This is a genomic window from Streptomyces sp. NPDC047315 (assembly GCF_040643215.1).
Classification (GTDB): Bacteria; Actinomycetota; Actinomycetes; order Streptomycetales; family Streptomycetaceae; genus Streptomyces.
This window is the reverse complement of the sequence record NZ_JBEYTZ010000037.1, coordinates 1-17,892: the sequence shown is the minus strand read 5'-3', so window position 1 is coordinate 17,892 and position 17,892 is coordinate 1. Positions and strand designations below refer to the sequence as shown.

General features: G+C 71.4%; 28 protein-coding genes and 1 pseudogene. All 29 read left to right on the top strand.

Translation table 11 applies throughout. The features are described from left to right. Nucleotides 1–31 precede the first annotated feature (31 nt). The 29 genes and pseudogenes from ABZ842_RS32265 (at nucleotide 32) to ABZ842_RS32125 (ending at nucleotide 17,785) form a co-directional block, all read left to right on the top strand. Nucleotides 32–547 carry a hypothetical protein gene (locus ABZ842_RS32265; protein ID WP_361544901.1) on the top strand — a complete coding sequence of 172 codons (516 nt, stop codon included), beginning with the start codon at nucleotides 32–34 and terminating at the stop codon, nucleotides 545–547. After that, the gene (locus ABZ842_RS32260; RefSeq protein WP_361544898.1) at nucleotides 544–1,026 is read left to right on the top strand and encodes a hypothetical protein; all 483 of its coding nucleotides are present in this window, start codon (nucleotides 544–546) and stop codon (nucleotides 1,024–1,026) included. Before ABZ842_RS32265 ends, ABZ842_RS32260 begins: the two co-directional genes overlap by 4 nt. Further along, the gene (locus ABZ842_RS32255) at nucleotides 1,023–1,244 is read left to right on the top strand and encodes a hypothetical protein (RefSeq protein ID WP_361544895.1); all 222 of its coding nucleotides are present in this window, start codon (nucleotides 1,023–1,025) and stop codon (nucleotides 1,242–1,244) included. The genes ABZ842_RS32260 and ABZ842_RS32255 overlap by 4 nt, the downstream gene beginning before the upstream one ends. Then, nucleotides 1,241–2,059 (top strand): phiSA1p31-related protein, encoded by an 819-nt coding sequence (locus ABZ842_RS32250; RefSeq protein ID WP_361544892.1) that lies wholly within the window; start codon nucleotides 1,241–1,243, stop codon nucleotides 2,057–2,059. Before ABZ842_RS32255 ends, ABZ842_RS32250 begins: the two co-directional genes overlap by 4 nt. Nucleotides 2,060–2,184: 125 nt before the next feature. Further along, nucleotides 2,185–2,358: pseudogene (locus ABZ842_RS32245) on the top strand (helix-turn-helix domain-containing protein); the annotation flags it as partial. 363 nt (nucleotides 2,359–2,721) lie between these two features. Next, nucleotides 2,722–3,063 (top strand): hypothetical protein, encoded by a 342-nt coding sequence (locus tag ABZ842_RS32240; RefSeq protein WP_361545115.1) that lies wholly within the window; start codon nucleotides 2,722–2,724, stop codon nucleotides 3,061–3,063. 2 nt (nucleotides 3,064–3,065) lie between these two features. After that, complete coding sequence (locus ABZ842_RS32235; RefSeq protein ID WP_361544889.1) at nucleotides 3,066–3,794, top strand: ATP-binding protein; 729 nt, start codon at nucleotides 3,066–3,068, stop codon at nucleotides 3,792–3,794. Further along, nucleotides 3,791–4,372, top strand: coding sequence for a hypothetical protein (locus tag ABZ842_RS32230; RefSeq protein WP_361544886.1), 582 nt, complete (start codon nucleotides 3,791–3,793; stop codon nucleotides 4,370–4,372). The genes ABZ842_RS32235 and ABZ842_RS32230 overlap by 4 nt, the downstream gene beginning before the upstream one ends. Continuing rightward, nucleotides 4,369–4,662 (top strand): DUF6011 domain-containing protein, encoded by a 294-nt coding sequence (locus ABZ842_RS32225; protein WP_361544883.1) that lies wholly within the window; start codon nucleotides 4,369–4,371, stop codon nucleotides 4,660–4,662. The genes ABZ842_RS32230 and ABZ842_RS32225 overlap by 4 nt, the downstream gene beginning before the upstream one ends. Nucleotides 4,663–4,711: 49 nt before the next feature. Further along, nucleotides 4,712–5,212: an NUDIX hydrolase gene (locus ABZ842_RS32220; RefSeq protein WP_361544880.1), complete on the top strand. Its 501-nt coding sequence runs from the start codon at nucleotides 4,712–4,714 to the stop codon at nucleotides 5,210–5,212. Between the two features lie 110 nt (nucleotides 5,213–5,322). Continuing rightward, nucleotides 5,323–5,712 (top strand): hypothetical protein, encoded by a 390-nt coding sequence (locus ABZ842_RS32215; protein WP_361544877.1) that lies wholly within the window; start codon nucleotides 5,323–5,325, stop codon nucleotides 5,710–5,712. Then, on the top strand, nucleotides 5,709–6,104 hold the full coding sequence (locus ABZ842_RS32210; RefSeq protein WP_361544874.1) for a hypothetical protein: 396 nt from the start codon (nucleotides 5,709–5,711) through the stop codon (nucleotides 6,102–6,104). Before ABZ842_RS32215 ends, ABZ842_RS32210 begins: the two co-directional genes overlap by 4 nt. Nucleotides 6,105–6,200: 96 nt before the next feature. Beyond that, nucleotides 6,201–6,848 carry a hypothetical protein gene (locus ABZ842_RS32205; RefSeq protein WP_361544871.1) on the top strand — a complete coding sequence of 216 codons (648 nt, stop codon included), beginning with the start codon at nucleotides 6,201–6,203 and terminating at the stop codon, nucleotides 6,846–6,848. A 69-nt stretch (nucleotides 6,849–6,917) separates the two neighbouring features. After that, nucleotides 6,918–7,337 (top strand): HTH domain-containing protein, encoded by a 420-nt coding sequence (locus ABZ842_RS32200; RefSeq protein WP_361544868.1) that lies wholly within the window; start codon nucleotides 6,918–6,920, stop codon nucleotides 7,335–7,337. Nucleotides 7,338–7,610: 273 nt separating this feature from the next. After that, the gene (locus ABZ842_RS32195) at nucleotides 7,611–8,003 is read left to right on the top strand and encodes a hypothetical protein (RefSeq protein WP_361544865.1); all 393 of its coding nucleotides are present in this window, start codon (nucleotides 7,611–7,613) and stop codon (nucleotides 8,001–8,003) included. A gap of 56 nt (nucleotides 8,004–8,059) precedes the next feature. Next, complete coding sequence (locus ABZ842_RS32190) at nucleotides 8,060–8,560, top strand: helix-turn-helix domain-containing protein (RefSeq protein WP_361544862.1); 501 nt, start codon at nucleotides 8,060–8,062, stop codon at nucleotides 8,558–8,560. Beyond that, nucleotides 8,547–9,821 carry a PBSX family phage terminase large subunit gene (locus ABZ842_RS32185; protein ID WP_361544859.1) on the top strand — a complete coding sequence of 425 codons (1,275 nt, stop codon included), beginning with the start codon at nucleotides 8,547–8,549 and terminating at the stop codon, nucleotides 9,819–9,821. The genes ABZ842_RS32190 and ABZ842_RS32185 overlap by 14 nt, the downstream gene beginning before the upstream one ends. Next, nucleotides 9,818–10,003, top strand: coding sequence for a hypothetical protein (locus ABZ842_RS32180; protein ID WP_361544857.1), 186 nt, complete (start codon nucleotides 9,818–9,820; stop codon nucleotides 10,001–10,003). The genes ABZ842_RS32185 and ABZ842_RS32180 overlap by 4 nt, the downstream gene beginning before the upstream one ends. Continuing rightward, on the top strand, nucleotides 9,984–11,567 hold the full coding sequence (locus tag ABZ842_RS32175) for a capsid protein (protein ID WP_361544854.1): 1,584 nt from the start codon (nucleotides 9,984–9,986) through the stop codon (nucleotides 11,565–11,567). The genes ABZ842_RS32180 and ABZ842_RS32175 overlap by 20 nt, the downstream gene beginning before the upstream one ends. Further along, nucleotides 11,527–13,452 carry a phage minor capsid protein gene (locus ABZ842_RS32170; protein WP_361544852.1) on the top strand — a complete coding sequence of 642 codons (1,926 nt, stop codon included), beginning with the start codon at nucleotides 11,527–11,529 and terminating at the stop codon, nucleotides 13,450–13,452. The genes ABZ842_RS32175 and ABZ842_RS32170 overlap by 41 nt, the downstream gene beginning before the upstream one ends. Beyond that, nucleotides 13,449–13,643: a hypothetical protein gene (locus ABZ842_RS32165; protein ID WP_361544850.1), complete on the top strand. Its 195-nt coding sequence runs from the start codon at nucleotides 13,449–13,451 to the stop codon at nucleotides 13,641–13,643. Before ABZ842_RS32170 ends, ABZ842_RS32165 begins: the two co-directional genes overlap by 4 nt. A 90-nt stretch (nucleotides 13,644–13,733) precedes the next feature. Then, on the top strand, nucleotides 13,734–14,342 hold the full coding sequence (locus ABZ842_RS32160) for a hypothetical protein (RefSeq protein ID WP_361544847.1): 609 nt from the start codon (nucleotides 13,734–13,736) through the stop codon (nucleotides 14,340–14,342). Between the two features lie 9 nt (nucleotides 14,343–14,351). Further along, on the top strand, nucleotides 14,352–15,554 hold the full coding sequence (locus tag ABZ842_RS32155) for a DUF5309 family protein (protein ID WP_361544844.1): 1,203 nt from the start codon (nucleotides 14,352–14,354) through the stop codon (nucleotides 15,552–15,554). A gap of 5 nt (nucleotides 15,555–15,559) precedes the next feature. Next, nucleotides 15,560–15,760: a hypothetical protein gene (locus ABZ842_RS32150; RefSeq protein ID WP_361544841.1), complete on the top strand. Its 201-nt coding sequence runs from the start codon at nucleotides 15,560–15,562 to the stop codon at nucleotides 15,758–15,760. Beyond that, nucleotides 15,744–16,253, top strand: coding sequence for a hypothetical protein (locus ABZ842_RS32145; protein WP_361544838.1), 510 nt, complete (start codon nucleotides 15,744–15,746; stop codon nucleotides 16,251–16,253). Before ABZ842_RS32150 ends, ABZ842_RS32145 begins: the two co-directional genes overlap by 17 nt. Before the next feature lie 14 nt (nucleotides 16,254–16,267). Next, nucleotides 16,268–16,684, top strand: a complete 417-nt coding sequence (locus ABZ842_RS32140) for a hypothetical protein (protein WP_361544835.1) — start codon at nucleotides 16,268–16,270, stop codon at nucleotides 16,682–16,684. After that, nucleotides 16,681–16,998 (top strand): hypothetical protein, encoded by a 318-nt coding sequence (locus ABZ842_RS32135; RefSeq protein WP_361544832.1) that lies wholly within the window; start codon nucleotides 16,681–16,683, stop codon nucleotides 16,996–16,998. The genes ABZ842_RS32140 and ABZ842_RS32135 overlap by 4 nt, the downstream gene beginning before the upstream one ends. 12 nt (nucleotides 16,999–17,010) lie before the next feature. Beyond that, complete coding sequence (locus ABZ842_RS32130) at nucleotides 17,011–17,367, top strand: hypothetical protein (RefSeq protein ID WP_361544829.1); 357 nt, start codon at nucleotides 17,011–17,013, stop codon at nucleotides 17,365–17,367. Continuing rightward, a complete protein-coding gene (locus ABZ842_RS32125) occupies nucleotides 17,360–17,785 on the top strand; it encodes a minor capsid protein (protein WP_361544826.1) in 426 nt (141 codons plus the stop codon). Before ABZ842_RS32130 ends, ABZ842_RS32125 begins: the two co-directional genes overlap by 8 nt. The last annotated feature ends 107 nt before the right edge of the window (nucleotides 17,786–17,892 follow it).

Here is a 17,892-nt window from a genome sequence, read left to right as displayed (position 1 = left end):
CAAGGCGGGCGGCCCCACCCCAGGAGACCACATGGACATGCAGCAACTCGCCCTGGAGAGCGCCGCACTGAAGGCGCTGGGCGACGCGATCACCGAACGGCAGAAGGAAGTCCGCGCCCTCATGCAGGAGGCACTAGCCACCAGCGGCGCGAGTCGCGTCGACGCCCTCCTGCCCAACGGCACGAAGGTCGCCACCATCAGCCGCTCCACGCCGAAGCCGGCCGCGGTCGTCACCGACCCGGAGCTGTACCTCAAGTGGGTCCGCGAGACCTCCCCGGCGAACGTCGTCTCCCGGCTCGTCACCGAGGTGCGGCCCGCGTACACCACCGCGCTCCTCGCCGAGATGACCGCCGCCGGTACCGCCGAGGTCGCCGACCGGGAGACCGGCGTCGTCGAGGCGGTGCCTGGGGTGGAGATCCGGGCGACCCGCGCGGCGGGGCACTCGGTGCGGCCGGTCGACGGCGGCCGGGACGCGATCGCCGAGGCGTGGAGGACGGGCGCCCTCGCGCACCTGCCGCTCCCGCAGATCACCGGCGGCGCGGCGTGAACCGCCCGCACCCGCAGGCTGCGGAGATCGACGCCCTGCTGCACGCCGGCCACACCAACGCAGCCATCGCCTCCGCGCTCGGCGTCGGGAAGGACAAGGCCGCCGCACGGCGGACCCTCCTCGGCCTCCCCGGCTACTACGCCCGCCGCACCGACCCGACGTGCCGGCACGGCCACCCCTGGCCCCAGCACCTGCGGATCAGCCCCAAGGGGAAGCAGTACTGCGCCGCCTGCCGTAGCGAACGGAAGGCCACCCGCCGCCGCCCTCGCGAGGTCGACACCATCGCCGTGGCCCGCGCGGTCGCCGGCGACCCGCCCGCCCACCTGCCGGCCCGGGAGCGGGAGGCGGCCGTCCTCCGGCTGACGGACCTGGGTGAGAGCGCCCGCATGATCGCGGTCCGTGTCCGCTGCACCCCGCGCACGGTGGCCCGGATCCGGGCCCGACGCCGCGCCGGTACCCGCCTCGTGGACGCGGCGTGACCGCCCGCCGGCCGGCGCCCGCCCCGGGGCTGCTCCTCGACTGGCGGGACTCCTCGCACTGGCACCGCGACCCGCGGCCCTGCCGCTACTGCCAGCGCCCGACACAGCTCCGCGACTCCCGCGGCAAGCCCGCCGACAAGGTCTGCGCCGAGCAGGCCCTTGCCCAGCAAGCCGCCGACACGGCCGCCGCCTACCAGCAGACAGGACACCTCCGATGACCAGCGTCTCCGTTCGCGACCTGCGCCGAATCCTGCGACAGGTGGCCCCGCACATGGGCACCGACGACACCCTGCCCGTCCTCGCCGCGATCCGCCTGGAGGCCCACGACGGCTGGCTGTACGCCGTCGCGACCGACCGCTACACCCTCGCCGCCGCCCGTACGCAGATCGTGGCGGCCGACGACTGGCGGGCACCGCTGCCCGGCGGGGAACTGCCCTCCGTCCTCGCCTGGCTGAAGCACCAGAGCACCCTGGCCGACACCGTGAGTCTGGCGACCGCCGGCCACGACGGACAGACCAGCCTCGACCTGACCAGCAGCACGGGACATCTGCGCGTCACCACCACGGACCGCAACCACAGTCGATTCCCGGACTGGCGGGACATGCTTCGCACGCAGCTCACCGCCGAGCGGGGACCAGTCCCCGTCACCGCCTTCACCACCCCGTACCTCGCCCGGTGGGAGCACGCCGAAGAACGTCTCATCGCCTGGCAGACCAGCCCCACCAAGCCTCTGCTCCTCGCCTCGGAGGGCGGCGACTTCCTCGGCATGCAGATGCCCGTCAGCCTCCACGGCGTTGACCACGCGAGTGTCGCTGCCGGATGGGTCGACTGCCTCACTCGCACTGCCGTCGTCGACGGGCAGACGTACCGGCTCGACGTCCGCTGGGTCGACCGGGACGGCGACCCGTGGGAGTACGCCGGGTGGGACCTCGACGGCAAGCCGCTGATGCGGGTCTCCGGTCTGGACGGCGACGAACACACCCTCGCTGAACTCATCGCCGGCTTCGGCCCGATCCGGCCGTCCGCCGCCTGACCCCGCCCCTCGCGCTCCGTCCGGGGCGGCCGGCCCCGTGCCCCGCCCCGGACGTGACACCACCCTCCGCACCACCCGCACGACCGAGAGAAGGACCGTTGAGCACCGAGGCAGTCAAGTGGGCCATGGACGACGCTCCCATGCTGCTCACTGACCGAGGGAAGCCCGACACCACGGCTCGTGGTGTGCTCCAGGCGCTGGCCGAGCACGCCCACAAGTCCGGTGGCGGCGCTCACCCGTCGGTGCTTCGGCTCCAGTACCGGACCGGGTACGACCGGCGGACGGTCCAGCGGGCGCTTCGCCGTCTTGAGGTCGGGAAGTTGATCAAGCCGACGGGTGAGACGTCCGGCCGGACGGTGTGGCAGTTGGCTCTGCACCTGAAGCGGCCGGAGTCGGATTGGGCGGATCTGGAGCGGGCCGAGGAGGGGGAGCGGCAGGCGGCAGCGGAGCGGAAGCGGCGGTCTCGATCGAAGCCTGTCACGGACGCAGAATCCGTGACGGTCACGGACGCAGAGTGCGTGACAGGAGGGCATGTCACGGATTCTCCGTCCGGCCGTCACGCACTTGAAATGCGTGACGTCACGCACTCTGCGTCCGGACGTCACGCACTCAACGCCGCCCTAACCATCAATCAACCACCAGTAGAACCACCAACAACCCCCGTGGCTGAGGTAGGGGAGCAAGGTGCAGGCCCCCGGGACCTCCCCCGGAACGCCCCCATCGACGACGACGGGTTCGCCCTCACCGACGCCATGCGCCGCTGGGCCCTCGACACCTTCGGCCCCACCCTCGACGTCGACTACGAGACCGCGCAGTTCGTCGACCACCACCGCGCCGCCGGCCGCCGCCGGAGCAACTGGCCCGCCGAGTGGCAGAAGTGGATCCGCCGCAGCGCGAAGTGGACGTCCGAGCGCCAGCAACGCCCCCCGCTGCGCGCCGTCTCCAACGGCTGGCAGCCCTACACCAACCCCACCGACGTGTCCGCGTACGAGAACGGATTCTGACCATGGCCGACCCGATCGTCCTCGACAACGCCGCCGCAATGGCCCGCCTCCGAGCCGGCCTCGCCCAACGCGGCATGAACGACATCGCCCCCGGCCCCATCGCCGACGGCCCGTCGCCCGACGAACCCGGCCACCCCGCCTACCACCAAGCACGCCGCGCCGAATGGGCCCTCGCCCGCTGGCACACCGCCACCCCACCCCGCTACCAGAAAGCCGATGCCGTGCACCCCTCCGTCCAGCAGTGGGCCGACCGCGTAGCCGCCGACCCCACCACCGCCGGCTCCCTGTTGCTGACCGGCACCACCGGCACCGGGAAAACCCACCAGGCATACGGCGCCCTCCGCCACATCGCCGCCGCCGGCCCCACCACCTACGAGATCCGCGCCACCACCGCCGCCGACATGTACGGCCTCCTCCGCCCCAAGGGCAGCGAGCGCGGCGCCGAAGAGGAGCTGCGGCGCCTCGCCCGCGTCCCGCTGCTCCTCCTCGACGACCTCGGCTCCGCCAAGGCCAGCGAGTGGACCGAGGAGGTCACCTACCGGCTCATCAACGAGCGCTACAACTCGTGCAGGCCGACGATCTACACCTCCAACCTCCCCGCCCGAGCCAGCGGCGCCCGCGACCTCACCGCTGCCCTCGGCGACCGCATCGTCTCCCGCCTCTCCGAGGACACCACCGTCGTCGCCATGACCGGCGACGACCGACGACGCCAGAACAGGAACGCAGCATGACCGATCCCGAACCTCACCTTGAAGCCGTCCCCACCCCCTACGACGGCGTCACCTTCCGCTCCCGCCTCGAAGCGGAATGGGCCCAGACCCTCAACCTCAACAAAATCGCCTGGGAGTACGAGCCCGAGACGATCACCCTGCCCTCGGGGGCCACCTACATACCCGACTTCTGGCTGCCCCAGCTCGGCACCTGGATCGAGGTCAAAGGCCCCAACGTGCCCAGGATCGAGAAGGCGTACGAACACGCCCGCGAGCGCGCCTCCCACAGCTCCAGCCGGTGGCCTGAAGGCGAACTCGTACTCATCGGCCGCGAACCCCTCCGTGACGCCGGGCCCCGCCGTACCCGCCACGGGTACGCCAACTGGGAAACGGCCTACGGGCCCAGCGCCTACTTCACGACCTGCCTCAGCTGTCGTGCCAGCCAGTGGATCCCGCTCAGCCGCCATCTGCCCTGCCGGGCCTGCAGATTCCTCCTGCACCGCGAAGACGTCGGCCTGCACCGGGCCGTCGACAGGCGCCTCCGGTTCGCCGAACCGACCGACGGCTGGGAGTCCATCGACTGGAGCGCCGAAGAGTGATCCGCTGCCGCGTCTGCGGACGCCGCCTCCGCACACCAGCCACCGCCGCCCGCGGCATCGGCCCCACCTGCGCCCGCAACACCCAGCAGACCACGCCGCCTTCGGCGCGCCCCGAAGTATCCGCCAAGCCCGGCCCCGGGCAGCAGCTGCTCTTCCCAGACGCCGCGCTCGCCACCATCCACGCCGCCGTCGAAGACGCCCACCTCCTCGCCGAAGACCACGACCAGACCACCCACCGCGTCGGCCTCTACCTCGCCAGCAGCGGCTGGCAGATCACCCCCGCCGCCTGACCGCCGCCGTCACCCGGTTCCGCGCCGCACGCGCCCGAAGGAGCACCTGATGCCCGAGCCCGCCACACCCGAACGCACCCTCGACCCCGACCAGACCGCCGCCCTCGCGCCGCTGGCCGCTCTCATCGCCGACACCGTCCGTTCCACGCCTATCCACCTCGGCCCCGGCGGCACCGACCGCCTGACCGCCGAGCTGACCGTCCGGGCCTCCGCGTGGATCGGGCGGAACGTCCTCCCGCGAACCCCGGGACTCGCCGCCCTGGCCGTCGACATCGACCAAGAGCGGCAGCGGCAGATCGCCAAGTACGGGGAGCAGCGGCACCAGGACGGGACCGGCAACGTCGAGGACCAGAAGTCGGCCGAGTCCGCGCGCGCCTGGTGCCACGCGGCATTCGGGTCCGGCTACGGCACGTGGGCCGACGTGCTGGCCAAGGTGGTCGCGCAGGTCAATGCCGAGCGGGACCGTGCCCGGCTGCGCGCCGCGCTGGTCCAGGTCGCCGCGGTCTGCGCCGCGTGGGTCGCCGACATCGACAGCCGCAAGCCGCGCTGATGCCCCGCTGGGGCCGCTGTACGCCCGCCCACGGGCCGAACACCCGTACAGCGGCCCCCGCGACCACCACGCCCGCCGAACGCCCGCACACGACCACCAGGAGCCCCAACGTGACCCGCACCCGGCACACCGCCGACACCATCACCGACGACGCCCTCGACCACCTCTACCGGCAGCTCGCCACCCTCCACCGCCGCACCGAGACCGCCGAAGTCCGCGCCGCCGAGCTGGAGAAGGCCACCGCCCGCGCCGAGAAGGCCGAGCGCGCCGCCAACATCTCCGACGCCGTCACCACTCAGACCAAGCAGCTCCTTGCCCGACGCACCGAGACCCTGCGGGCCCGCGCCGAGGCTGCCGAAGCCGCCATCAACCGCGTCCGCGGCACCATCCAGCAGCTCTGCGAGCCCGAGCCCCACCCCGGACACGACCACCTCTGCCCCGACGACATCCAACGCGCCATCGAGGACGCCCTCGACGAGCAGCCGAAGGACCAACCGTGAGCAGCACCTACCGCATCCTCTGCCTCTCCCACGACCCCGCCATCACCACCAGCAGCAGCTACCACCAGCCCGAAGACGCCGAGGACGCCATCCGCGACCAGATCCCCGAGCACGCAAACTGCGACCTCGTCATCGGCCGCTACTCGTACCCCCTCATCGAACTCGGCTGCCCGCCCAGCAAGGACCGGCCCCCGAGGCTGTGCACCCACGGCTCCACCGTCTGGATCGACTCGGACTGGCTCCGCCTCCTCGCCGCCGCCCACACCAGCGCCGACACCACCGTCCAGCAGGCCGCCAAACACCGCTGCATGCCCTGGCACCGACTGCGGCGCCTCCGTGGCGATCTCGACCTACCCCGCACCGGCCCCGAACCCGACGAGACGCCCGTCTGACCCCGAGCACGACGAAGGGGCGCCCATCAGCCGACCAAGCCCGGGCGCCCCACACGGTGCGACCACCGTACCCGCCACCACCGCACGGAGCGCACCATGCACACCACCACGCCGACCGCGCAGCAGCTTCAGACCGTGATCGCCCACTGGCCCGACCTTCTCCAGCAGCGCACCACCCGCCCGCACGACGCATGGCCGCCCTCCTCCCTCCAGACCTACCTGCGCACCGTCGAGGAGTACGACCCCGCCGACCGCAGCGCCCCCGTCCGCCTCCACATCATCGACACCATCCGCACCATCACCGTCGCCCTCGTCGAGACCGCCGACCAGATCGCCGCCGCCGTCCAGCGCACCCCGATGAGCGACGCGCCCGCGTCCTGGCCGGCCGCCGACCGCGACCGCCGCAACCAACTTGCCGCCGCCGACCGGGCCGACCCCGCCCGCTGGCAGTACACCGGCACCCGCACCGCCCCCGCAGCCGCACAGTGGCTCCACGCCCGCATCGTCGGCGCCCCCGGCCCCTGCACGGCCCTCACCGGCCCCCAGCGCGACCGCATCGCCCACGTCGCCGAACACGCCGCCGCCCGCCTCACCCACGCCCTCGGCACCAGCCGCCGCACCATCCCCACCGGACGCCACTGCGCCTGCGGCGGCGAACTCCTCCTCGACGGCGGCGACGGACAACCCCCGGTGATCCGCTGCGGCTGGTGCTCAGCACGCACCGCCGCGCCCGCAGCCGCCTGAACACGACAACGGCCCGCCCGGCCCCGGACGTCGGGCGGGCCCCAACCACCACGGGAGCAACACCCCGCCATGGCCACCACGAACCGTAGCCGCAACGCCGCAACGGAGGTCCGCGACCGCCGCGACCGCGTTGCGCAACTCCTCGCCGACGGCGTTGCACAAGCCACCATCGCCCGCCAGCTCAACGTCTCGAAGTACACCGTGCACCGCGACGTCCGCGCCCTGAAGAGCAACGCCGAGCAACGCCCCGACCAGGCACAACCGGCCGCACCGCAACCCGCCCGCAACGCCCTCGCCCGACGCGCTGAAGAGGCCTGCAACGCGATGCGCGACCTGGACACCGCCGTCGCGCAACTCGACGCGGCCCGGCCGTCGCACGTTGCGATACCCACCGCAACAGCCCACTCCTGGGCGCAGCAACTCCGCGACCACGCCGCAACGCTGCTCCGCCTCGCTGACGACTTCGCCGAGTACTACCCGCGACGCTGACCGCCCGCTGTCAGTGGCTGCACGTACCGTCGGAGACGTCCACACCCGCGCCTCTGGCTGGGCGCAGCGCTCGGACCCCGTGCCCCGCCGCTTCCACCCCCAGCGGCGGGGCGCAACTGTGTGGTTGCGCACCCCGTGGCCGATCAGGCATCCTGACCCTGCGCGGTACTCGCGCGCCCGAAACCAGCCACGGCGTCCGGTCTTCGCATTCCCCTCACACGCCACGCACCTGCATGTCACGATGCCCCCAACACGCATCTGGGGGCACACACCATGCATCAGCAGAGATACGTCCAAAAGCGCGGCGCGAACCACACCCTGCACATCATCCTGTCGATCGTCACCTGCGGACTCTGGGCGATCACCGGATGGCCCATCGCAGCCGCCATGGGACGCAAGACCGTCACCACCGCGCCGATGTACCAGCCGCCGCAGCAGCAGGGCTACCCGCCCCAACAGGTCCCCCCAGGCCAGCCGTACGGACAGCAGCCCTACGGGCAACCCGGCTACGGCTACCCACCCCAACAACAGCACCAGCAGCCACAGGGGTACGGCCAACCCAGTTGGGCCCAACAGCCGCAACAGCAGGCATGGCCCAACCCCCAGACGCCCGGAGGCCCCCAGCAGCCCCCGCCAGGAGCCTCCGGGCCACCCCACCAGCAGTAGCCACACCAGCCCCCGCCCGCCGCGGGGGCTTCCTCATGCCCCGGGAGGTGCGCCGCGTGGGCAAGAACCAACACCGGCCCGTCACCGACGACGACCGCCGCAGCATCCGCGACCTCCACGCCCAAGGGCACGGCCGCAACGAGATCGCAAGGCGGCTCAACCGCGGCACCCGCACCGTCAGCGTCATCGCTGCGGAGATGGGCCTCGTCTTCGACATCACCGCGACCGAAGTCGCCACCAAGCACCGCATGGCGCAGCTCGCCGAGAAGCGCGCCATCCTCGCCGACGCCCTCACCGACGACGCCCTACGCCTCTCCGCACAAGTCTGGGAGCCCGCCACCATCCACTCCTTCGGCGGCAAGGACAACACCTACAACTCCCGCGACCTCCCCGAACCCATCGCGGCCGACAAGCGTGCCCTCATGGCCGCCGCCACCACCGCAGCAGCCCAATCCGTACGCCTCGTGCCGCCGAAGGACAGCGACAGCGCCGAGGAGGTCGGCTCGCTCCTCACGTCGCTCTTCGACCGGCTGCGAGACCGACATGGCGACGGGTGAACCACGCCTCTCCGAGAAGCAAGAGATCTCCATCGCCCACTCCAACGCCTGGCTGAACGTCTGGGAAGGCTCAATCCGGAGCGGCAAGACAGTCGGCTCGCTGCTCCGCTGGATGGAGTACGTCTACAACGCGGCACCCGGCGGCGACTTGATCATCGTCGGCAAGACGTTCGACACCGTCAGCCGCAACGTCTTCGGCCCCCTCACCGACCCCTCGGTGATGGGGCCTGCGGCGAAGCTGGTGACGTACACCCGCGGCGCCTCCTCGGCTTCGATCCTGGGTCGACAGGTCGAGATCGTCACGGCGAACGACGCCAAGGCCGAGGGGCGTCTACGTGGACTCACGGGCGCGGGCGCCTATGTGGACGAGCTGACCCTGATACCGAAGGAGTTCTTCAAACGCCTCGTGGACCGACAGTCGGTCGAGGGTGCGAAGATCTTCGCGACCACAAACCCTGACAACCCGGGACACTGGGCCAAGAAGGAGTGGCTGAACCGGGCCGACGATCTGGGCATTCGGTCCTGGCACTTCACCCTGGACGACAACCCGGCTCTCTCGGCCGAGTACGTCGCCCGCATGAAGAAGGCGTTCACCGGGCTCTGGTACCGGCGCTACATCCTCGGCCACTGGGTGATGAGCGAAGGCGCGATCTACGAGGCCTTCGACCCCGCGATCCACGTGGTGGACGAAGTACCTCCGATCACCCAATGGCTCTGCGACAGCGTGGACTACGGCACGGTCAACCCCTTCGCGGACTTGTTGATCGGCCTTGGGAACGACGGCCGTATCTATGTCGTCTCCGAGTACCGGCACGACTCCCGCGCCGCGCGCAGGCAGATGACGGACGCCGAGTACTCCGCAGCGCGCCGACGGTGGCTTCAGGGCGTGGCACAGCCGGGCACGAACATCCTCGGCGTCCAACCGCCGTGGACCATTGTCGACCCCTCGGCGGCGTCCTTCATCGAGCAGCTGCACCGGGACAAGGTGTCCGGTGTCATGCCCGCCGACAACACGGTGCTGGACGGAATCCGGACGATCGCGTCCCTCTTCGCCGCCGACCGACTGCGCGTCCACCGCTCCTGTGCTGGCCTCATCGACGAGCTCCCTGGCTACTCCTGGGACGACGAGAAGGCAGAGAAAGGCGAGGACGCTCCGATCAAGCTGGAAGATCACTCGTGCGACGCCCTCCGCTACGGCATCCGCACGACCGAGGCCCTGTGGCGCCCCCACATCCCAACCCTCCTGGAGGTGGCCGCGTGATCCTCCCGCCGCTCGCCGTTCGGCTCCAGGTCGGCGACACCCGCCCCTTCGACGTCGGCTGGATCGTCCTCGACTCCATCGACGAGCCCCATATCCGCGCGCAGCTCGTCGGCTTCCTCCGGGACGCCGCCGACGCCCTTGAGGACCCCCAGGAGGTGCCTGATGCCGCTGCCGACGGCTGACACCCCCTGGCCCCAGATCGACACCCGCGTCCAGGTCGCCCTCGCCGACTGGGACGCCTGGTACTCGGCTGACCCGGACCGGCTGGAGCAGCGGTACGAAGACCGCGGCTACCGGACGGAGGGTCCGCCCAACCGCCCGGCGCAGTACGCGCACGGGTGGCGCGGCCGGCTAGCCCGCTGGTTCTGGGGCCAGCCGACCACGGCCGGCGAGAAGCGCAGCAAGTTGCACGTGCCGCTCGCAGGCGACATCGCCCGCGCGAGCAGCGAGCTGCTGTTCTCCGAGCCCCCGAAGCTGTTCAGCGCCCACGACAAGACCCAGAAGCAACTGGACCAGCTCACCGAAGGCGGGCTCCACCCCACTCTCCTCGAAGCCGGCGAGGTGTGCGCTGCGCTCGGTGGCGCCTACCTGCGGGTCGTCTGGGACGACACAGTGGCCGACCGGCCGTGGATCGATGTCGTCGCCGGTGACCGCGCCGTCCCCGAGTTCCGCTACGGCCGGCTCACGGCCGTGACGTTCTGGACCGTGCTCCCCAACGACAGCTCTACCGACCAGCGCGTGTTCCGGCACCTGGAGCGCCACGAGAAGGGCCGGATCTACCACGGCCTCTACGAAGGCGGCCTCACCAGCCTCGGCACGCCCCGGCCGCTCGCGGACCATCCGGCGACCGCGCCCCTCGCCGCCGAAGTCGACGCCGAAGGCGGCCTCGACACGGGCGCACCGCAGCATCTAACCGCCGCCTACGTGCCCAACGTCCGCCCCGCGCGTGGCTGGCGACACATACCGAGCGCCGCCTACCTCGGGCAATCGGACTTCCAGGGCATCGAGTCCATCTTCGACGCTCTGGACGAGACCTACAGCTCCTGGATGCGGGACATCCAGAACGGTAAGGGCCGCGTCATCGTGGCGGACTCCCTGCTTCAGTCCGCGGGGCCCGGCAAGGGCGCCACCTGGGACGAGGAGCGGCGGATCTTCACCGGGCTCAACATGCTCCCCCGCGCGGGCGACGCCGACCCGATCACGGTGGTCCAGTTCGCCATCCGCGTCCAGGAGCACAAGGAGACCTGCGCCGCGCTCCGAGACGAAGCTGTGCAGCTCGCAGGCTACTCAGCCAGCACCTTCGGCCAGCCCGACGGGCAGGCGGTTACCGCGACGGAGATCCGCGCCCGCAACCGGCGCTCCCTGGGTACCGCTGGCCGCAAGGGCTTGTACTGGGCTCCCGGCACCTCGGACATCGTCGGCGCGTACCTGGCGGTGCTGTCTGGCTTCCGGTTCCACGTGACCGGCCTCGATCTGGAGCCGCCGCAGGTGGAACTCCAGGACGGCATCACCGAGGGCCCGGTAGAGCTGGCCACCACGGGCGAGTTGCTGCGCCGCGCTGAAGCCGCGTCCACGGAAACGCTGGTGCGGATGCAGCATCCGACCTGGGACGACACGCAGGTCGACGCCGAGGTGGCCGCGATCCTCAGGGAGTCCGGGCGCGCCGTGGCGGACCCGACCCTGACCGGAGCTGAGGGGGTGCCGGATGCCGGTGTCCCCAGCGATGGCGGAGGATCTGGCCCGTGAGGTGTCCCTGCTGTATCAGGACGCCGAGGCCGCGCTTCTGGAGAAGCTGGCCGCTGCGCTCGCGGCCGACATCGAGTCGCCGCAGTGGGCGGAACTCAAGCTCGCCGCGCTCGGCAACCTCCGCAACGCGGTCGAGGAGATCGCCCGCGCGCTGGAGACCGACACCAACGGCGCCGTACGGCGGGCCTTGATCGAGGCGTACGGCCGCGGCCGGCAAGCTGCCGTCGCTGAACTCGGCGCGCTCGACATCGGCCGCGAACTGGCGGCCCGCACGGCGCTACCGAACGCGCCCTCAGTCGATCGCCTCGCCGCGTCGATGGCGGACGACACCCGACCGGTGTACGCCCGGATCACCCGGGCCGTGACGGACACGTACCGGCGCATCACCGCCACGGCGGCCAGCACGCAACTGCTGACCGGCATCACCCGCAGACAGGCCAGCCAGCGGGCCCTCGACGCTTTTGCGCGGCGCGGGATCACTGGGTTCGTGGACAGCGCCGGCCGGGGCTGGGACATGGCGTCCTACGCGGAGATGGCGATGCGCAGCGTGACGGCGCGCGCCGCCGTCGAAGGCCACACCGACGCCCTCGCCCAACTCGGGGTCGGATTGGTCATCGTCAGCGACGCCCCGCTGGAGTGCGAGCGGTGCGCACCGTGGGAGGGCGAGGTCCTCACCCTGTCCGGGCCCGGCGGGCCCCAGACGATCCGCGCCCCGCACGCCGCCCCGACGGAACGCCGCCTGCTGCGCCGCACCCCGACGGTCGTGGTGCACGTGGCCGGGAGTCTGCTGGAGGCGCGGGCGGCAGGGCTCATGCATCCCAACTGCCGTCATTCCCTGGCCGCCTACTTCCCCGGCGTGACGACCCGGCCTCCGCACCACCCCACCCCCGGCACGACCTACGCAGACACTCAGCGGCAGCGCGAGATTGAACGTCACATTCGCCACTGGAAGCGCCGGACCTCCGTCGCTATGGACGACAAGACCCGCGGCCGGGCGCAGGCCAAGGTGCGGTACTGGCAGACCCAGATGCGCGAGCACGTAGCCGCACACGACGACCTGCGCAGGAAACCGGAGCGCGAGCAGATCCAGACCGCGGCCCCAACCCAAGCAGCGGACCGAACTGGGCCCGAGCAGCCCGCAGACGAAGACCAGGGCATCCCTTCCGACCGGACAGCGGCCCTGGCCACCGACCTGGTGACCGGTGCCGATCCGGAGACTCCCGCAGGCTCGGCCATGGCCGGCGCGCTCGCCGCGATCGACCGCGTCCACACCATCCCGCCCGGGATGCGCCCGATCCCGCTGGAAGCAGAGACCCGACCCGGCTACCAGGGCGCCTACACCGGCCGTCGGATCACCCTGAACCCCGACGGCCAGGCCCCGGCCCTGACCGCAGCTCACGAGCTGGGACACTTCCTCGACCATGCCGGACTCGGCCCCGGCGGCCAGGCGTTCTTCACCGACGAGGCGATCCGCCCGGGCGGCCCCCTCCATGCATGGTGGACCGCCGTCCAGGATAGCGAGCAGGCCGGCATGCTGGACTTCCTGCGGACCCTGGACAACGGGTCCCCGCTCGTGGACCGCGTCCGTGCTGACGGCACCCGGTACACGCTCGACGTGGACCACCAGTACATCGACTACCTCGCCAGCCCGAGAGAAGCGTTCGGCCGGGCCTACGCGCAGTGGATCGCGCTACGGTCCGGCGACCGCCGTCTCCTGTCCGCCCTGGAGGTGGCTCGGGACCCGGCGAACGGCGAACAGGTGATCGCCGGAACTGGCTTGGTCGACGGCTACCCCCGATACTGGGAACCCGACGACTTCGCCCCCATCGCCGATGCCCTCGACGCCGCGTTCCGGCGGCTCGGACTGCTCAGGGAGGCCCCGTGATCACCCCGGACACCCTGCGCGCCATGCCCTTGCGCGAGCGCCTGGCCGCCCTCAAGGCACTGTCCCCTGCCGACCGGGCCGCCTTGGAGCAGCAGATGGCAGGCGCGCGGGCGGACGCCGAGCAGCAGTACGGCCCGGCGGACCGCGTCTCCCCACAGGCCACCGACCGGCCCTGTATCGACCTTCACTGACCGCACCACCATCCGGGCCCCGTCCATCGGCGGGGCCTTTCGCATGCCCGGGGCCGCACGGCACCGGGCCATCCCGAAACGGGAGCTTCCATGTCCACCCCTCCCCCTCCGTCCGCCGCCGAGCCCACCGCGGGTGGCAGCAGCGCGGGCGGCGACGCATCCACCACCCCCGCACCCGTACCCGCGCCTCCGGCTCCCGCCGCCGACAGCGGTGACAGCACCGACTGGAAGGCCATGGCCCGCCAGTGGGAGAAGCGCGCCAAGGAGAACAGCAACGCGGCCACCGAGCTGGAGAAGCACCGCAAGGCCGCGATGACCGAGCAGGAGAAGGCCGTTGACGCCGCTCGGACGGAGGGCCGCACGGCCGCCGCCACCGAGTACGGCGCCAAGTTGGCCGCCGTCTCCTTCGAGGCTGCCGCTGCTCGCGCCGGGCTCGACCTCGGCGACGCCGCCGCCCTCATCGACACGAAGCAGTTCGTCGGCGACGACGGCGAGGTGGACACCAAGGCCATCGAGGCCGCGGTGAAGAAGCTCGCCAAGCTCGCCCCAGCGCGCGCTGGCCGCTCGGGCGGGGACCTCGGCGCCGGAGGCTCCGGCGACCAGCCCTCCATCGACAAGCAGATCGCCGAAGCCCTGTCCAAGGGAGACATGCGGCGCGCGATCGCCCTCAAGCGGCAGAAGGCCGCACAGACGACCTAAGGAGCACCCATGGCCGGACAGATCACCGGGATGGGCACCACCTTCAACCTCCCCAACTACACCAACGAACTCTTCGCGCTCACCCCGGAGGACACCCCCCTGCTGTCGGCCATCGGCGGCCTGACCGGCGGTGGCATGACCACCGCAACCGAGTTCGAGTGGGAGAGCTACGACCTCCGAGACCCCGGCCAGCGCACCCGCGTCGAAGGCGCGACCGCCCCGACCGCCGAAGCGCGGGTCCGGGGCAACGTGACGAACGTCGTGCAGATCCACCAGGAACAGGTCAGCGTCTCGTACACGAAGCAGGCCGCGATCGGGCAGGTCGCCTCGCCGCAGTCCGCGCCGTACAACCACGGCGGCGGCTCCAACCCGATCACCAACGAGCTGGACTGGCAGATCGAGCAGATGCTGAAGCAGATGGCGCTGGACGTCAACTGGTCCTTCATCAACGGCTCCTACGTCAAGCCGACCACGAACGCCACAGCGCGGCAGACCAAGGGTCTCCTCGCCGCGATCACCACCAACCGGATCGCGAAGGGCACCAGCGTCACCGGCGCTACCAGCGCGACGGACACCATCACCTCCACCGCTCACGGCCTCGTGGACGGCGACAAGGTCGTGTTCACCGCGACCGGGGCCGCCAGCGGCATCGTCGCCGGCCGCACGTACTACGTCGACCAGATCACAACGGATACCTTCAAGGTCTCTACGAGCGCGGGCGGGTCGCCGATCACCCTCGGCACCGCGACCGGGCTGGCGTTCACGAAGCCGTGGGCGACCGCCCTCACCTCGGGGCACGTCAACGACCTGCTCCAGCTCGCCTACGACAACGGCGGCATCAGCGAGCAGCACACCGCGACGCTGCTGGTGAACTCGGCGCAGAAGCGCGCCGTCACGACCGCCTACGCCAGCGCGTACGGCCAGTACCACGAGACCTCGCGGACGGTCGGCGGCGTGAACGTGACCACCGTGGTGACGGACTTCGGGACCCTGAACGTGATGATGGACCGGCACGTCCCCCAAGACGTGATCATCGCCGCGTCGCTGGAGCAGCTGATGCCGGTGTTTCTTAACGTCCCGGGCAAGGGCGTCTTCTTCGAGGAGGCCCTGGCCAAGACTGGCGCGTCCGACCAGTCCCAGCTCTACGGCGAGGTCGGCCTGAAGTTCGGCAACGAGCGCGCCCACGCGGTCATGACCGGACTGAAGGTGTGACGCCGATGCCCACCTATGAGCGCGGTTCAGGGCCGCACATCGCGGAGCGGGTGCAGCCGGTACCCGGGTCGGAGGAGGCGGAGCGGTACGCCGCGCTGGCCGCAGATCCGGCGTCCGGGTGGCGGCGCGCCGACGAGCCCGCGGAGCTGAAGACGAAGCGCGCGCCGAGGAAGTCAGGAGGTGGTTCTGGTGCCGGTGGTCAGTGACTTCGGAATGAGCGTCGGCGTCCGGCAGACTCGCGCGCAGGACCTGACCGTCGTGGTCGACCCGCTGGACTGGCGCCGTGGTGTGCACCTGGAGTCCGGTACTGCGGCGGGCATGGCTGATCGGGTGTTCCACGACAGGAGGACCCTGGCGGCCAGCGCGAGCGAAGACCTGGACCTGGCGGGGGTGCTCACGGACGCCTTCGGGGCGGCGATCACCTTCGTGAAGGTGAAGGGGATCTTCGTCAGCGCCGCGTCGGCCAACGCGAACAACGTCGTCGTCGGGAATGCGACCGCGAACGCGTGGTCCACCCTCCTCGGCGCGACCGGGACGATCACGCTGCGCCCCGGTGCGACCGTGGGCGTCATGGCCGGAGCGACGGACGCGACCGCCTACGCCGTGGCGGCCGGCACCGGGGACCTGCTGAAGGTCGCCAACAGCGCGGCCGGCAGCAGCGTCACGTACGACATCGTCATCATCGGCACCAGCGCCTGAAGGGGGTGGTGGCGGTGGCTCGGATCTACGCCACCAGCGCCCAGTACGAGCAGTACACCGGCAGCCCCGCTCCCGCCGACGTCGGCCGGCTGCTGGCGTACGCATCGCGGCTGCTGGAGTCCCGGGTGTTCCGGCTGTGCTGGTACGAGACGGACCCGGACGGCTACCCCAGCAACCCGCTCGTGCGCAGCGCCTTCGCCGACGCGACGTGCGCGCAGGCCGAGTGGGGCGAGGAGGTCGGGGACACGACCGGCGCGGCCGGCGTCGGCTGGGGCAACGTGGAGATCGGCTCCGTGCGGCTCGGCCGGTCCCTGACCGCGACGTCCGCCGAGGACAGCCCGGGGCGGCAGATCGCGCCGGCTGTCTGGGATCACCTGCGGTCGCCCGACCTCACCCCGGACATCCTCACGATCGGGCTGGTGGTCTCGTGAGGGTCCCCGGTTGGCTGCTCCAGCACACGGTCACGGTGGAGCCGTATAAAGGGGACAGCGCGTACGGGCCGCAGTACGGGCCGGCCGTGCAGGTGCGGTGCTTCCTCGACGACCAGACGCGGACCGTGCGCCGCCCAGACGGGCAGGAGGTCGTCTCCTCGGCAACCTTCTACGCCCAGCTCGACACCACCGTGTGCCCGGCGGAGTCCCGCGTGACCCTGCCCTCGGGCCGGCAGACGACCGTCATCGCCGCGCTCCGCAGGGACGGCGGCGGGCTGCCGGTTCCGTCCCACCTGGAAGTTCAACTGCTGTAGGAGGTGATCGGCTTGCCGCAGTACACGCGGTTCCGGCCGGGTGATGCCCGCCGCCAGTGGACGTCGCGCGGGCGCCGGCTCGCGGGCGAGGGGGTCGAACGCGGCCTGGAGCACGTTCTGGGCGAGGCCAGGAAGTTGGTGCCGCTCGACGAGGGCACCCTGGAGCGCTCCGGCCGAGTCAACATGATCTCCGAGTTGGATGGCATGATCACCTTCGACACCATTTATGCCGTGCGGCAACACGAGGAGCTGACCTGGCGGCATGCCCCCGGCAGGTCGGCGAAGTACCTGGAAATCCCGATGAATCGCGAGCGGGCCGTGGTGCTGCGGCTCATGCAGGTGTCGCTGAGGAGGTGGCTACGTGGCTGACCTCCTCGACGGCATCGCGCAGCACCTCGCGCAGCGCGGCATCGTCCAGTACGACCCGACCGGCACCACGGGCAACTGCTTCTTGGAGTCCATGCCGAGTGCGCCGGACACCGTTGTCGTGCTGACGCTGTACGACGACGGCACCGAGCCCGACTCGCTGCTGCCGTACGACGAGCCCCGCATGCAGGTGCGCGTCCGCGGCACCCGCGACCCACGGATCTCCCGCGCCCTGTGCTCGCGGATCCGGTCGGAGCTGCACGGCCTCGGCCCGGTCGTCCTGCCGGACGGCACGACGCTGATCCTCGCGGTGGCACTGTCCGGCGGCGTGGGCTCCCTCGGCGTCGACCAGAACGCCCGGCACGAGCACGTGGCGAACTTCCGCATGGAGATCCGCAACCCGACGGCGCACCGCGCCTGACCCCCCTTCCACACTTCAGCCCGCCGCCGACCGGCGCCCGGGCTCTTCGTCATGCCACGGAGGAGACATGGCACCGACCAAGTACAACGCGCGGGACTGCCGCTTCG

Coding starts and splice junctions, on each gene's coding strand:
- ABZ842_RS32235 (WP_361544889.1), top strand. CDS start 3,066: ATGGCCGACCCGATCGTCCTCGACAACGCCGCCGCAATGGCCCGCCTC.
- ABZ842_RS32195 (WP_361544865.1), top strand. CDS start 7,611: ATGCATCAGCAGAGATACGTCCAAAAGCGCGGCGCGAACCACACCCTG.
- ABZ842_RS32220 (WP_361544880.1), top strand. CDS start 4,712: ATGCCCGAGCCCGCCACACCCGAACGCACCCTCGACCCCGACCAGACC.
- ABZ842_RS32170 (WP_361544852.1), top strand. CDS start 11,527: ATGCCGGTGTCCCCAGCGATGGCGGAGGATCTGGCCCGTGAGGTGTCC.
- ABZ842_RS32205 (WP_361544871.1), top strand. CDS start 6,201: ATGCACACCACCACGCCGACCGCGCAGCAGCTTCAGACCGTGATCGCC.
- ABZ842_RS32230 (WP_361544886.1), top strand. CDS start 3,791: ATGACCGATCCCGAACCTCACCTTGAAGCCGTCCCCACCCCCTACGAC.
- ABZ842_RS32155 (WP_361544844.1), top strand. CDS start 14,352: ATGGCCGGACAGATCACCGGGATGGGCACCACCTTCAACCTCCCCAAC.
- ABZ842_RS32160 (WP_361544847.1), top strand. CDS start 13,734: ATGTCCACCCCTCCCCCTCCGTCCGCCGCCGAGCCCACCGCGGGTGGC.
- ABZ842_RS32150 (WP_361544841.1), top strand. CDS start 15,560: ATGCCCACCTATGAGCGCGGTTCAGGGCCGCACATCGCGGAGCGGGTG.
- ABZ842_RS32200 (WP_361544868.1), top strand. CDS start 6,918: ATGGCCACCACGAACCGTAGCCGCAACGCCGCAACGGAGGTCCGCGAC.
- ABZ842_RS32185 (WP_361544859.1), top strand. CDS start 8,547: ATGGCGACGGGTGAACCACGCCTCTCCGAGAAGCAAGAGATCTCCATC.
- ABZ842_RS32175 (WP_361544854.1), top strand. CDS start 9,984: ATGCCGCTGCCGACGGCTGACACCCCCTGGCCCCAGATCGACACCCGC.
- ABZ842_RS32265 (WP_361544901.1), top strand. CDS start 32: ATGGACATGCAGCAACTCGCCCTGGAGAGCGCCGCACTGAAGGCGCTG.
- ABZ842_RS32250 (WP_361544892.1), top strand. CDS start 1,241: ATGACCAGCGTCTCCGTTCGCGACCTGCGCCGAATCCTGCGACAGGTG.